Below are 13,939 nucleotides of genomic sequence, written 5' to 3'. Positions count from 1 at the left end.
AGGTGCATGGAGCATGGTATCGGGTGATATTGGGTCTCTCAGTGGAGACCAAGGACACTCGGGAGGCACCATCATGCGCGGAGCCACGCACGCCAAGTGGACCGCACTGGCCGCGGCCGTCGCCCTGGCGACGACCGCGTGCGGAGGCGGGAGCGACAGCGGAGGCGGTGGCGCCGACGGCGTCGTGAGCGCCTCCTGGACCGATCCGCAGAATCCGCTGGAGCCGGCGAACACGAACGAGGTCCAGGGCGGCAAGGTCCTCGACATGATCTTCCGGGGACTCAAGAAGTACGACCCGAAGACCGGCGAGGCGCTGAACATGCTCGCCGAGAAGATCGAGACCACCGACTCGACGAACTTCACCATCACCGTCAAGAGCGGCTGGACCTTCTCCAACGGCGAGGCGGTCACCGCCAAGTCCTTCGTCGACGCCTGGAACTACGGCGCTCTCCTGAGGAACAACCAGAAGAACTCCTTCTTCTTCGGCCAGATCGAGGGCTACGACAAGGTCCACCCCGAGCAGGGCACGCCGAGCGCCACGAGCATGTCCGGTCTCAAGATCGTGAACGGTCAGACCTTCACGGTGAAGCTCAACCAGAAGTTCTCGACCTGGCCCGAGACCCTCGGCTACAACGCGTTCGCCCCGCTGCCCTCGGTGTTCTTCAGCGACCACGCCGCCTGGCTCTCCAAGCCGATCGGCAACGGCCCGTACACCATCGACTCGTACACCAAGGGCTCGCAGATGACCCTGAAGAAGTGGGACGGCTACCCGGGTGACGACAAGGCGCAGAACGGCGGCGTGACCCTCAAGGTCTACACCGACAACAACACCGCCTACACCGACCTGACCGCCGGGAACCTCGACCTCGTCGACGACGTCCCGGCCTCGCAGCTCAAGAACGTGTCGGCGGACCTGGGCGACCGCTACATCAACACCCCGGCCGGCATCATCCAGACCCTGGCCTTCCCGTTCTACGACCCGGCCTGGAACAAGCCGGGCCAGGAGAAGCTCCGCCAGGGCCTGTCGATGGCGATCAACCGCCAGCAGATCACCGACACCATCTTCCAGAAGACCCGCACGCCCGCCGTCGACTGGACCTCCCCGGTCCTCGGCGAGGACGGCGGCTTCAAGGACATCTGCGGCGACTTCTGCAAGTACGACGCGGCCAAGGCGAAGCAGCTGGTCGCCGAGGGCGGCGGCATCCCCGGCGGCACGATGAAGATCTCGTACAACGCCGACACCGGCTCCCACAAGGAGTGGGTGGACGCCGTCTGCAACTCCATCAACAACGCGCTGGGCAACAACCGGGCCTGTGTCGGCAACCCGATCGGCACCTTCGCCGACTACCGCAACCAGGTCACCACGCAGAAGCTGAACGGCCCCTTCCGTGCCGGATGGCAGATGGACTACCCGCTCATCCAGAACTTCCTGCAGCCGGTGTACTACACCAACGCCTCGTCCAACGACGGCAAGTGGACCAACCCGGACTTCGACAAGCTCGTCAACCAGGCCAACGCCGAGACGGACACCGCGAAGGCCGTGGGCCTCTTCCAGCAGGCCGAGGAGGTGCTCCGCAACGACATGGGCGCCATCCCGCTGTGGTACCAGAACGGCAGCGCCGGCTACTCGGAGCGGATCTCGAACGTGGCCCTGAACCCCTTCAGCGTGCCCGTCTACAACGAGATCAAGGTCAACTGACGCAGGTCGGCTGCGCACGGCCCGGCGTTCCCTCCCGCGCCGGGCCGTACGCCTTCCCCACCCCCCGGAGCCCCTCATGGGTCGTTATGTGATCCGACGTCTGCTGCAGATGATCCCGGTCTTTTTCGGCGCCACGCTGCTGATCTTCCTGATGGTGAACGTGATGGGCGACCCCATCGCCGGCCTGTGCGGCGACCGCGCGTGCGACCCGGCGACCGCCGCCCAGCTGGAGAAGGAGTTCGGCCTCGACAAGCCCGTCTGGCAGCAATACCTCACCTACATGGGCAACGTCTTCACCGGCGACTTCGGCACGGCCTTCAACGGCCAGCCGGTCACCGAGCTGATGGCCAGCTCGTTCCCGGTGACCATCCGGCTCACCATCGTCGCGATCTTCTTCGAGATCGTCATCGGCATCACCCTCGGCGTCATCACGGGCCTGCGACGCGGCAGCCCCGTCGACACCAGCGTCCTCGTGCTGACCCTGGTCGTGATCTCCATCCCGACCTTCGTCACCGGCCTCCTGCTCCAGCTGCTCCTCGGCGTCAAATGGGGCTGGATCAAGCCGGCCGTCTCGCCCGACGCGCCGTTCAGCGAGCTCATCGTGCCCGGCCTCGTCCTCGCGTCCGTCTCCCTGGCCTACGTCACCCGGCTGACCCGGACCTCCATCGCCGAGAACAAGAAGGCCGACTACGTCCGCACCGCCGTCGCCAAGGGACTGCCGCGCCGCCGGGTCACCACCCGCCACCTGCTGCGCAACTCGCTCATCCCGGTCATCACCTTCATCGGCACCGACATCGGCGCCCTGATGGGCGGTGCCATCGTCACCGAACGGATCTTCAACATCCACGGCGTCGGCTACCAGCTCTACCAGGGCATCATCCGCCAGAACACGCAGACCGTCGTCGGATTCGTGACCGTCCTGGTGCTGGTGTTCCTGGTCGCCAACCTGCTCGTCGACCTCCTGTACGCCGTCCTTGACCCGAGGATCCGCTATGCCTGAGCAGCCTGAGCCGCACGCGCCGTTCGACGACGGACGTGCCATCGACCACACCGGTGCGGGCGGCGGCACCGATCTCGCCATGGAAGAGGGCGAGACGCTGGAGAAGACTCCGGGCGGCCCCCGAGGCACCGGGCCGGAGAACAAGCCGCGCTCCCTGTGGACCGACGCGTGGTACGACCTGCGGCGCAACCCGGTCTTCATCATCTCCTCGCTGGTGATCCTCTTCCTGGTGATCATCTCGATCTGGCCCCAGCTGATCACCTCCGGTGACCCCCTCGACTGCGACCTTGCCAAGGCGCAGGAGGGCTCCCAGCCCGGCCACCCGTTCGGCTTCAACGGCCAGGGCTGCGACGTGTACACCCGCACCGTGTACGGCGCCCGGACCTCCGTCTCGGTCGGTGTCCTCGCCACCCTCGGCGTCGCCCTGCTCGGCTCCCTCCTCGGCGGTCTGGCCGGCTTCTTCGGCGGAGGCTGGGACGGCTTCCTGTCGCGGATCACCGACGTGTTCTTCGCCATCCCGGTCGTCCTCGGCGGACTCGTCCTGCTGTCGGTCGTCACCAGCAACACCATCTGGCCCGTCATCGGCTTCATGGTCCTGCTGGGCTGGCCCCAGATCTCGCGCATCGCCCGAGGCTCGGTGATCACCGTCAAACAGAACGACTACGTGCAGGCGGCCCGGGCGCTCGGCGCGTCCAACTCCCGGATGCTGCTGCGCCACATCACCCCCAACGCGGTCGCCCCGGTGATCGTCGTGGCGACGATCGCGCTGGGCACGTACATCGCGCTCGAGGCGACCCTGTCGTACCTGGGCGTCGGCCTGAAGCCGCCGACCGTCTCGTGGGGCATCGAGATCTCCGCGGCCTCGCAGTACATCCGCGTCGCCCCGCACATGCTGCTCTGGCCGGCCGGCGCGCTCGCCATCACCGTCCTCGCGTTCATCATGCTCGGCGACGCGGTGCGCGACGCCCTCGACCCGAAGCTGAGGTAGACGCCCATGCTGCTCGAAGTGCGCGACCTGCACGTGGAGTTCCACACCCGTGAGGGGGTGGCCAAGGCGGTCAACGGCGTCGACTACTCGGTGGACGCGGGCGAGACGCTCGCCGTGCTCGGCGAGTCCGGCTCCGGGAAGTCCGTCACCGCGCAGGCCGTCATGGGCATCCTCGACGTGCCCCCCGGGAAGATCTCCGGCGGCGAGATCCTCTTCAAGGGCCAGGACCTCCTCAAGCTCAAGGAGGACGAGCGGCGCAAGATCCGCGGCGCCAAGATGGCGATGATCTTCCAGGACGCGCTGTCCTCCCTGAACCCGGTGATCAGCGTCGGCGACCAGCTGGGCGAGATGTTCCAGGTCCACCGCGGGATGTCGCGGAAGGACTCCCGCGCCAAGGCCGTCGAGCTGATGGACCGGGTCCGCATCCCGGCCGCCAAGGAACGCGTCGGCCAGTACCCGCACCAGTTCTCCGGCGGCATGCGCCAGCGCATCATGATCGCCATGGCGCTCGCCCTCGAACCCGAGCTGATCATCGCCGACGAGCCGACCACCGCCCTGGACGTCACCGTGCAGGCCCAGGTGATGGACCTGCTCGCCGAACTCCAGCGGGAGCTCCACATGGGGCTCATCCTCATCACCCACGACCTCGGCGTCGTCGCCGACGTCGCCGACAAGATCGCCGTGATGTACGCCGGGCGGATCGTCGAGGCGGCCCCCGTCCACGAGATCTACAAGGCGCCCGCCCACCCGTACACCCGCGGCCTGCTCGACTCGATCCCGCGCCTGGACCAGAAGGGCCAGGAGCTCTACGCGATCAAGGGCCTGCCGCCCAACCTCCTCGCCATTCCGCCCGGCTGCGCCTTCAACCCGCGCTGCCCGATGGCGCAGGACGTCTGCCGCACCGACGTGCCGCCGCTGTACGACGTGACCGAGTCCCCGGTGCCGCGCACCAGCGCCTGCCACTTCTGGAAGGAGTGCCTGCATGCCTGAGGCGATTCTCGAGGTCCGGGACCTGTACAAGCACTACCCGCTGACCCAGGGCATCCTGATCAAGAAGCAGGTCGGCGCGGTCAAGGCCGTCGACGGCGTCTCCTTCGACCTCGCGGCGGGGGAGACGCTCGGCATCGTCGGCGAGTCCGGCTGCGGCAAGTCGACCGTCGCGAAGATGCTGGTGAACCTGGAGCGCCCGACCTCCGGCACCATCTCGTACAAGGGCGAGGACATCACCAAGATGTCCGCGAAGGGCCTGCGCGCGGTCCGCCGGAACATCCAGATGGTCTTCCAGGACCCGTACACCTCGCTGAACCCGCGGATGACCGTCGGCGACATCATCGGCGAGCCGTACGAGATCCATCCCGAGGTCGCGCCGAAGGGCTCGCGCCGGCAGAAGGTCCAGGACCTCCTCGACGTGGTGGGCCTGAACCCCGAGTACATCAACCGCTACCCGCACCAGTTCTCCGGCGGCCAGCGCCAGCGCATCGGCATCGCCCGCGGCCTCGCGCTCCAGCCGGAGGTCATCGTCGCCGACGAACCGGTCTCGGCCCTGGACGTCTCGGTCCAGGCACAGGTCGTGAACCTCCTCGACCGGCTCCAGGCGGAGTTCTCCCTCTCCTACGTCTTCATCGCCCACGATCTGTCGATCGTGCGGCACATCTCGGACCGGGTCGGGGTCATGTACCTCGGCCGGATCGTCGAGATCGGCACCGACGCCGCGATCTACGACCACCCGACCCATCCCTACACCCAGGCACTGCTGTCCGCCGTCCCCGTGCCGGACCCCGAGGCCCGCGCCCACCGCGAACGCATCATCCTCAGCGGTGACGTCCCCTCCCCGGCCAACGTCCCCTCCGGCTGCCGCTTCCGCACCCGCTGCTGGAAGGCCCAGGAACGCTGCACCCTGGAGGTCCCCGAACTCGCCGTCCCCGCGGTCTTCCGGCTCACGGAGAGCCCGGCGAAGCACGACTCGGCCTGCCACTTCGCGGAGGAGAAGCACGTCGTCCCGGGGGAGGACGACGAGGAGTGACGGCGGTCGCCGCAACTGCGGACGGAACCCCGGGGAAGCCGCCGACCGCGTTAACGCGCAGGCAACCCGGGCGACTTCACTCCGATATGCGAACGCGGCAGGCTCGACAGCGTACGGCCGTGCGGGTGCCGTAGGCCGGCCGGGACGCGCCATGTCGTCCCGGCCGGCCGCCCCCGCGGACCGGCCCCCTCCGTCACCGGGCCGCCGCCGCGAGGGCCCCGCGTTCCTCGCCCCTGAGGCCCTCCCGGCCTCGGCGTCCCGACTTGCCGAACTCGTGGGGAGTCGGGGCGGAATCCCTTGTTTCGCTCCTCGGTGACCGTGAGGATCGGCCTCGTGACCGTCACGGGAGCAGCTCGACTCACCGGGGCCGCCCTCGCCGGCGCGCTCGCACTCGTCACCGCAGGCTGGATCCTGCGCGACCTCGTCCTCGCCGACGGGTCGGCCGCCGACCTCCTCTGGTACTGGGCCGGCGACCACCGCCTCGCGGTCCGGGAGCGCTTCGCCACCTTCGGACTCGACCCCGTCCTGTTCCTCGTCTACGCCGTCACCACCGTCGCCGCCCTGCGCTCCCCGGGCGCCGCGTCCGCCCTCGCCGCCGCCGGCGTGGTGACGCTCGGCCTACGGCTCCCCGGACTGTGGGCGACCTCGGGCGCCACCGCCCTGGTGACCACGCTCCTCGTGCTCGGCCTGGCCGCCGCGCTCCTGGCCACCGCCGCCCTCGGCCGCCGGCCGGTCCGCTCCGTGTACGAACCCGTCCCGGCCCGCCCCCGCCGCGGCCCCGCCGTGACCGCGGGCGTCCTGCTGCTGACCGGCGGCCTCCTCCAGGTGCTCTGGGAGGTCCGCCTGCTGCGCGCCTTCCCGTCCGAGGTCATCGTCGACCGGTACATCGGAGGCCGGTCCGTCGTCGCGGCGACGCTCGCGCCCCCGCCGGGCTGGCTGCTCCTCGTCCTCGTCCTGCTGCTGCTGACCGCGGCGGCCGCCGCGGTCGTCCGGCCGCCGTACTCCCGGCCGTTCGGCATGGTCGCCGGAGCGCTCCTGGGCGGCTGGGGCCTGACGGGCCTCGCCACGGCCTTCCGCCACGACCTGTTCGTGCGGCTCCCCGACATGGCGCCGGTCGAGCAGCTCGTCCTCGCGTCGGCCCTGTTCGACCTGCTGGCCGGCGCCACCGTGGTCGTCGTGCTGGCGGGACCGGGCGAGCGGCGCGTCGCGGCCGCCCCGCAGGGCCTGCCGGCCCTGCCCCCGGCCCCGCCGTCACCGAGGCCCCCCGGCTGGTGACGCCGGGGCCGGCCCCAGCGACCGCCGCAGGAAGTCGACCTGGAGCAGGAGCAGATTCTCCGCCACCTGCTCCTGCGGCGTCATGTGGGTCACGCCCGTCAGCGGCAGCACCTCGTGGGGCCGCCCCGCGGCGAGCAGCGCGGAGGACAGCCGCAGGCTGTGCGCCACCACCACGTTGTCGTCGGCGAGGCCGTGGACGATCATCAACGGCCGGGCCGGGCCCCGCGGCGCCGACAGACCGTCGTCGGTGACCAGGGAGTTCGCCGCGTACACCGCGGGGTCGTCCTGCGGCGTCCCCAGATAGCGCTCCGTGTAGTGGGTGTCGTAGAGCCGGAAGTCCGTCACCGGAGCCCCCGCCACCGCCGCGTGGAACACGTCCGGACGCCGCAGGACGCCGAGCGCGGCGAGGTAGCCGCCGTACGACCAGCCGCGGATCGCCACCCGGTCCGGATCGAGCGGGAACTCCCGCGCCAGCGCGTGCAGGGCCTCGACCTGGTCGTCCAGCGTCGGCGTCAGGTCACGGCGGATCGCCTTCTCCCAGGCCGGCGACCGGCCCGGCGTCCCGCGCCCGTCGGCGACGATCACCGCGAAGCCCTGGTCGGCGAACCACTGGGACGTCAGATGCGGATTGTGTGCGGCGACCACACGCTGACCGTGAGGTCCGCCGTAGGGGTCCATCAGCACCGGCAGAAGTCCGTCACCTTCCCGGTACCCCGAGGGGAGCAGGACGGCGCACGGAATCCGCCGTGCGCCCCCCTCCACCAGACGCACCCGGGCCGACAGCACCGGCGTCTGCGCGTACGAGGCGACCACCGCCACCTGCTCGCCCGCCCGCAGCACCCGCGTCACGCTCCCCGGCGCGTCCGGGCGGGCCGACGACAGCACCGTCACCTCCCCGCAGCGCACGGCCGAGTGAATTCCGATGCCCTCCGACACGCGTTCCACACCCCGCTCGCCGACCCGGTACACGTGGATCTCGCCGATCTCCGGCTCCGCCGCGGCCTCGCCGGCCGACGCCGACACCAGGACATCGCCGTCCGCCACGTCGAGGACGGCCCTGACGTGCAGCCGCGCTCCCGTCAGCGCCCGGTCCCCGACCGCGAGCACCCGTGCACCGCCCTCGTCCGCGATCCGCACGAGCCGCCCGTCGGGGGCCCACGCCGGAACCCCAGGCAGCAACTCCAGCCACTCCGGGTCCTCGTCCACGTGCACGGTCCGGGTCGCCCCCGTCGCCGGATCCACCGCCAGATGCAGCTGGACGCGCTGGTCACGAGCCTGGACGAGCAGCAGCGGCGCCCCGTCCGCCGACCAGTGCACCCGGGCCAGGTAGGGATACCGCTCCCGGTCCCACCCGACCTCCGTGCGCCCGCCGGCCAGATCCACCACGTACAGCCGCACGTCCGCGTTCGGCGTCCCCGCGGCCGGATACGCCACCCCCTGCGGCTCCCGGTCCGGGTGCGCCGGATCCGCGATCCACCACCGACGCACCGGCCGGTCGTCCACCCGCGCCACCAGCAGCCGGTCCGACTCCGGCGACCACCAGAATCCGCGGCTGCGCCCCATCTCCTCGGCCGCCACGAACTCCGCCAGGCCGTACGTGGCGTCCCCGTCCTCGGGCTCCGCGAGCGCCCGGTCGCCCTCCCCGTCCACGCCCGTCACCCGCAGCGCCCCACCGGCCACATAAGCGATGTGCCGCCCGTCCGGCGACGGCCGCGGGTCGATCACCGGCCCCGGCGCCCGCAGTTCGCGCGCGGTCCCGGCCCGGAGCTCCGCGGCGAACAGCCGACCCGACAGCGCGAACGCCGCCAACTCCACGGCCCCGTCCGTCGCGTAGCCCACGATCCCGCCCGAGCCCTCCCGGCTGCGCTCGCGCCGCCCCCGCTCCTCGGCGGACAACTCCTCCGCGGCGCCCGCCAGCAGGGTCTCCGGGTCGGCCGCGAGCCGCTCCCGCGGCTCACCGGCGGGCCCGTCCAGGTCCAGGACCCACAGGGCGTGTGAGAGGTCCGTGCCGGAGGACGAGCGGAGGAACACCACCCGCCCACCGCCCGGAGAGACCGTGAAGGAACGGGGAACGCCCAGGGTGAAGCGCTGAGTCCGGGCGTACTGGCGAGGGAACGAGAGCGGTACCGACCGCTGTTGCCTGGAGGTCATGCCGCCGAACCTAGCGCCGTGCGCCCCCCTGTGCCCCCGTACACCATCGATGCGGAGCCACACATAGTTATGATCCGTAGCGCTAGGTGGGTAAGGGACACCTGCACATGCTCGCCGAACTGACCGTCCGAATATCCGACCGAAGAAGTGTGGAGGTGAACCGCCGTGGCACTCTCGATTTCGGCGGTGGTGCTGCTGGCGATCGTCGTCTTCCTGCTGATCCGGAAATCCGGGCTGAAGGCTGGACATGCGGCGGTCTGCGCGCTCCTGGGCTTTTACCTGGCGAGCTCGTCCATCGCCCCGTCGATCAGCACGCTCACCACGAACGTGGCGGGCATGATCGGCGGACTCAAGTTCTGACCTCGCGAACCGACCGCGGCCCCGCCTCGTAGGGTGGGGCCATGACCGATCTCCCCGCGGCGGACCGCCCAGCCCGTCGTCTCCTCCTGGTGCACGCGCACCCCGACGACGAGTCGATCAACAACGGCGCGACCATGGCCCGGTACGCGGCGGAGGGCGCCCAGGTCACCCTCGTGACCTGCACCCTCGGCGAGGAGGGCGAGGTCATTCCGGCCGAACTCGCCCATCTCGCACCCGACCGGGAGGACCGGCTCGGAGACCACCGCGTCGCCGAACTCGCCGCCGCGATGAAGGAGCTCGGCGTCACCGACCACCGCTTCCTCGGCGGCCGGGGCCGCTTCCGCGACTCCGGGATGATGGGCGCCGACCAGAACCGCCGTGAGGGCGCCTTCTGGAACACCGCCGTCGACGACGCCGCACCCCACCTCGTCGCGGTGATCCGGGAGACCCGCCCCCAGGTCCTCGTCACCTACGACCCCGACGGCGGCTACGGCCACCCCGACCACATCCAGGCCCACCGCGTCGCCACCCGGGCCGCCGAGCTGGCCGCGGACCCGGACTACCGTCCCGAGCTCGGCCCCGCCCACCGGATCGACAAGACCTACTGGAACCGCGTCCCCCGATCGGTCGCCGAGGCCGGCTTCGCCCAGCTGCGCGCCGCGGCACCCGACTTCCCGGGTATCGCGGACATCGACGACGTCCCGGGCGTGGTCGACGACTCCCTGATCACCACCGCGATCGACGGCGGGGCGGACGCGACGGCGCGCAAGACCGCCGCGATGGAGGCGCACGCCACGCAGATCGCCGTGGACGGGCCCTACTTCGCCCTCTCCAACGACCTCGGGCAGCCGATCTTCACCACGGAGTACTACCAGTTGGTCCACGGCGAGCCCGGCGCACCCCGCGGCGAGCGCGAGGGCGACCTCTTCGCCGGCGTGGTGACGCCGTGAGCCCCCGCCCCGAAAACAGCCCCGGCGCCCGGCCCGAGAGCCGCCCCGGCACCCCGCCCGCCCCCTCGTCCGGCCCGCGGCTGAACGCCCGCGCCGCCTGGTACGTACTCCTCTTCGTCCTCGGGGCGCTGGTCGGAACGGCGGGCTCTTTCGTCCAAAGCGCCTGGTTCCCCGGTGGATTGATCCTCGCGCTGCTCGCCTCCGCGGGGGTGTTCTACGGCGGCCTGCGCGCCACCGGCACGCAACTCGGCGTCGTCGCCTCGGGAGCGGGCTGGCTCGTCGCGATCGTGCTGCTCAGCTTCGGACGGGCGGAAGGGGACGGCGCATTCGGCGGCGGAGTCGCGGAAATGATCTACCTGCTCGGAGGCATGGCGATCGCTGTGATCTGCGCCACCCTGCCCCGGCTGTCGCCTCCGGCCCCGTGAGCAGGCCGACTTGAGCCGATCACTGCCCGGACTTCGGCCGGAATGCCCGTCGCAGAGCCACCGGCGGTCGGGTACGAGTCGGCGGCGGCCAGTATGGTGGTGCGCGCCGCCGAGCCGCCCGGTACACGAGCACCAGCAAGAGCGGGCGGTGGAGCCAACCGGGAGATCCTGCTTTGAGTCGTGAAACTGGTCGAGAGACTGACACTTCGTCCTCCGGCGCCCAGGGGCGCGGTGGAGCCGCCTACCCCTCGGGTACACCGCCGTACGGATCCCGTCAGTATCCGTCGCTCCACCCGACGCAGGACGCGCCCGAGGATGCCGCCCCCGCCGCGCCCAAGCCGCCGCAGCCGGAGGAGCCCAAGACCGAGACCACGCTGACGACCCGGATCCGGATCAACATCCCGGGTTCGCGGCCGATCCCGCCGGTCGTGGTCCGCAAGCCGATGGGTGACTCCGGCGCCTCCGCCGCGCCCGCTCCGGCCGCCGAGCCGGCGGCGGAGCCGCAGGCCGCACCGGAGCCGGACCCGGCCCCGGTGCCGGAGCCTCCCAAGGCGGAGGAGAAGACGAGCGACTGGTTCGCCCCGCGCAAGCCGTCGGCCCCGGCCCCCGGTGGCGCCGCCCCGCAGGCACCCGCGGCCCCCGCGGGCGCCGGACCGGCGACGCCCCCCACCCGGCCGGCACCCCCGGTCCAGGGCGGGACGCCGTCCCAGGGCGGCTCCCAGGCCCACGGATCCGGCTTCGCCGGCCCCGCGACGGGTTCGATCCCCAGGGTCGCCGGACCCTCCATCTCGGCCACCCCCGCGTCGGGCACGCCGATGTTCCTCAGCACGCCGAAGGACGAGAGCGCCTACGGCCCCGACGGCGACCCCTTCTCCCCGCGCGGCCCGAAGCCGCCGGCCGGCCCGACCGGAGGCCCCGTCACCGGCGGCAGCCCCGTCGGCGGCGCACCTACCGGCCCGGTCGCCGGCAACCCGGCGGCCGGCGCCCCGATGGGCGGTCCCGTGGCCGGCAACCCGCTGGCCGGCCACCCCTTCGCGGGTGACCCCTTCGCCGGGGACCCGTTCGGCGGCGCCCCCCGCATGTCCGACGACACCGCGATCCTGACGCCGCAGAGCGCCGGCCCCGTCGCACCGGGCGACGGCGCCGCCCACATCTCCGGCGACACGCTCACCAGCGGCATCCCCGTCGTCCCCGCGGGCCCGGACCTCGCACCCCGGACCCCCGAGCGGACCGCCCCCGACCGCGGCCCCGCCGCCCCGGCGGCCCCCCGCCCCGCGCCCCGGCCCGCCCCGGCGGCCCCGGCGAAGAAGGGCCGCTCCAAGCTGGTCCTCGCGGGTGTCGGCGTCGTCGGCCTCCTCGGCGTCGCATACGGCGCCGGCCTGCTGCTGAACCACTCCGAGGTACCCAAGGGCACCACGGTCCTCGGCGTCGACATCGGCGGTGGCACGAAGGAGGAGGCCGTCAACCGGCTGGACTCCGCCCTCGGCAAGCGGGCCCACGCCCCGCTGAGGCTCGACGTCGGCGGCAAGGAGGTCGAGCTCGCGCCGGACAAGGCGGGACTCTCCCTCGACAGCCAGGAGACCGTCCGCGGTGCGGCGGGCAGCGACTACAACCCCGTCTCCGTGATCGGCTCCCTGTTCGGCGGCGAGCGCGTCGCCGAACCGAAGCTCCCGGTCGACCAGGAGAAGCTGGCCGCCGCGCTCGCCGACGTGGCCGGGGCGTCCGGCTCGGCGACAGACGGCACGATCGTCTTCTCGCCGGGCAAGGTCACCGCCGTGGAGGGCAAGCCGGGCAAGGGCCTGGACGTGGCGCGCTCGGTGGTCTCCGTCCGGGACGCGTACCGCGCCCAGGTCGAGACGGGCAAGGCGTCCGTCGTCGAGCTGCCGGTCGTCAGCCGTGAGCCCACGATCACCAAGGCCGAGCTGGACCGGGCCATGAAGGAGTTCGCCGAGCCCGCGATGTCCGGCCTGGTCACGATCAAGGCGGGCTCGAAGGAGATCAAGTTCGGCCCGGCGAAGTCCCTGCCGAAGATCCTCTCCATGAAGGCGGTCGACGGCCGCCTGGTGGAGGTCTACGACAAGAAGGCGATCGAGGGCCTCCTCGACGGCGTCTTCGACGGGATCATGATCACCAAGGGCGACGGCAAGAAGCACCAGGTCTCCGCCGACGACGTGGCCTTCGCGATGCGCGAGGCCCTGCTCGGCAAGACCCCGGCGGAGCGCACGAAGGTCATCGACCTCAACGGCCAGGGCTGAGCCCGAGCCGGGGGGTCTTGGGGGCGGAGGGCTTGGGGGTCTTGGGGCCGGGCGGTCCCCGTTGGTTTCTGGTGGTTGGCCGCCCTCTCTCCGAGTGTGGCAGCCGGGTCCGTGCCCTCAAGGGCGCTCCTCGTTCCTCGTCGCGTCGCTGCGCGATGGCCTGGCGGCCACCCTTGACCGCCCGGTCCCGGCTGCCTTTTCACACTCGGAGGGCGGCCCGGGGAGGGGGTCCAGGCGGGGGGTTCGGGGTGCCCCGGGCGCCGTAGGCGTCCGTCTGTCTGGGGTGGCTTCCCGCACCCATTGAATGGGGTGACCCGGCACGGCTTAGCGGGTGCCACTCGTCTCTCGGCGGAGATTCATGCCCCGCTGGTCATTCTCCGGTGGGGGTGAAGCCGGGTCCTCGAGCCCTTGGAAGGGTCGACGTCTCAAGCCGGCCGCCATCCCGTCCGGCCCGGCCGATTCGACCCGCTCCGGTCTGTCCGGCAGGGGGAGTCATCCCGAATGACGCTACGACGTACATTACTTGCGGTAACCGGGCGGGATATGGGACTTCACGGGGCATATCGGACTCTCGGCGTGCTTAATGTACGCCGTAGCGTCATCGGGCAGCCGATCCCAGACGGGCGTTGGGACGGGTGGGGTGGATGGGATCCGCCCTGGCCCGAGCTGGCGATGACGGCGGCGGATTCGGCTTCGCCCCATCGGGCATTGACCAGCGGGGCATGAATCTCCGCCGAGAGACGAGTGGCACCCGCTAAGCCGTGCCCGACTGCCCCATTCAATGGCTGCGCTGAACCACCCCCGGACCCGACG

General features: G+C 71.5%; 11 protein-coding genes. 10 read left to right on the top strand and 1 reads right to left on the bottom strand.

The window, feature by feature from the left end; all coding sequences use genetic code 11:
• Positions 1-73 precede the first annotated feature (73 nt).
• The 6 genes from ACGFZF_RS27345 (at position 74) to ACGFZF_RS27320 (ending at position 6,985) form a co-directional block, all read left to right on the top strand.
• Entirely contained in the window at positions 74-1,699 is a 1,626-nt protein-coding gene (locus ACGFZF_RS27345; RefSeq protein ID WP_393558307.1) for an ABC transporter substrate-binding protein, read from the top strand.
• A 76-nt stretch (positions 1,700-1,775) separates the two neighbouring features.
• Positions 1,776-2,699 carry an ABC transporter permease gene (locus ACGFZF_RS27340; protein WP_356606867.1) on the top strand — a complete coding sequence of 308 codons (924 nt, stop codon included), beginning with the start codon at positions 1,776-1,778 and terminating at the stop codon, positions 2,697-2,699.
• A complete protein-coding gene (locus ACGFZF_RS27335) occupies positions 2,692-3,687 on the top strand; it encodes an ABC transporter permease (RefSeq protein ID WP_356779022.1) in 996 nt (331 codons plus the stop codon). Before ACGFZF_RS27340 ends, ACGFZF_RS27335 begins: the two co-directional genes overlap by 8 nt.
• Before the next feature lie 6 nt (positions 3,688-3,693).
• Positions 3,694-4,677 (top strand): ABC transporter ATP-binding protein, encoded by a 984-nt coding sequence (locus ACGFZF_RS27330; protein ID WP_393558304.1) that lies wholly within the window; start codon positions 3,694-3,696, stop codon positions 4,675-4,677.
• Positions 4,670-5,710 (top strand): ABC transporter ATP-binding protein, encoded by a 1,041-nt coding sequence (locus ACGFZF_RS27325; RefSeq protein WP_393558302.1) that lies wholly within the window; start codon positions 4,670-4,672, stop codon positions 5,708-5,710. The genes ACGFZF_RS27330 and ACGFZF_RS27325 overlap by 8 nt, the downstream gene beginning before the upstream one ends.
• A gap of 333 nt (positions 5,711-6,043) precedes the next feature.
• Entirely contained in the window at positions 6,044-6,985 is a 942-nt protein-coding gene (locus ACGFZF_RS27320; RefSeq protein WP_393558300.1) for a hypothetical protein, read from the top strand.
• Here ACGFZF_RS27320 and ACGFZF_RS27315 read toward each other — a convergent pair.
• Complete coding sequence (locus ACGFZF_RS27315; RefSeq protein WP_393558298.1) at positions 6,962-9,136, bottom strand: prolyl oligopeptidase family serine peptidase; 2,175 nt, start codon at positions 9,134-9,136, stop codon at positions 6,962-6,964. The genes ACGFZF_RS27320 and ACGFZF_RS27315 overlap by 24 nt on opposite strands.
• 165 nt (positions 9,137-9,301) lie before the next feature.
• Here ACGFZF_RS27315 and ACGFZF_RS27310 point away from each other — a divergent pair, with 165 nt between their 5' ends.
• The 4 genes from ACGFZF_RS27310 to ACGFZF_RS27295 all read left to right on the top strand — a co-directional run bounded on the left by ACGFZF_RS27310 (position 9,302) and on the right by ACGFZF_RS27295 (position 13,126).
• The gene (locus ACGFZF_RS27310; RefSeq protein ID WP_137993529.1) at positions 9,302-9,496 is read left to right on the top strand and encodes a hypothetical protein; all 195 of its coding nucleotides are present in this window, start codon (positions 9,302-9,304) and stop codon (positions 9,494-9,496) included.
• 41 nt (positions 9,497-9,537) lie between these two features.
• Positions 9,538-10,446, top strand: a complete 909-nt coding sequence (mshB, locus tag ACGFZF_RS27305; protein WP_393558296.1) for an N-acetyl-1-D-myo-inositol-2-amino-2-deoxy-alpha-D-glucopyranoside deacetylase — start codon at positions 9,538-9,540, stop codon at positions 10,444-10,446.
• Positions 10,443-10,871 carry a DUF6113 family protein gene (locus tag ACGFZF_RS27300; RefSeq protein WP_393558294.1) on the top strand — a complete coding sequence of 143 codons (429 nt, stop codon included), beginning with the start codon at positions 10,443-10,445 and terminating at the stop codon, positions 10,869-10,871. The genes mshB and ACGFZF_RS27300 overlap by 4 nt, the downstream gene beginning before the upstream one ends.
• Positions 10,872-11,044: 173 nt before the next feature.
• Positions 11,045-13,126 (top strand): hypothetical protein, encoded by a 2,082-nt coding sequence (locus tag ACGFZF_RS27295; protein ID WP_393558292.1) that lies wholly within the window; start codon positions 11,045-11,047, stop codon positions 13,124-13,126.
• Positions 13,127-13,939 lie beyond the last annotated feature (813 nt).

Origin of the sequence: Streptomyces sp. NPDC048338 (assembly GCF_043201055.1) — a bacterium.
GTDB lineage: Bacteria > Actinomycetota > Actinomycetes > Streptomycetales > Streptomycetaceae > Streptomyces.
Note: the sequence above shows the minus strand (reverse complement) of the source record. Positions and strands in the feature narration are given on the sequence as shown.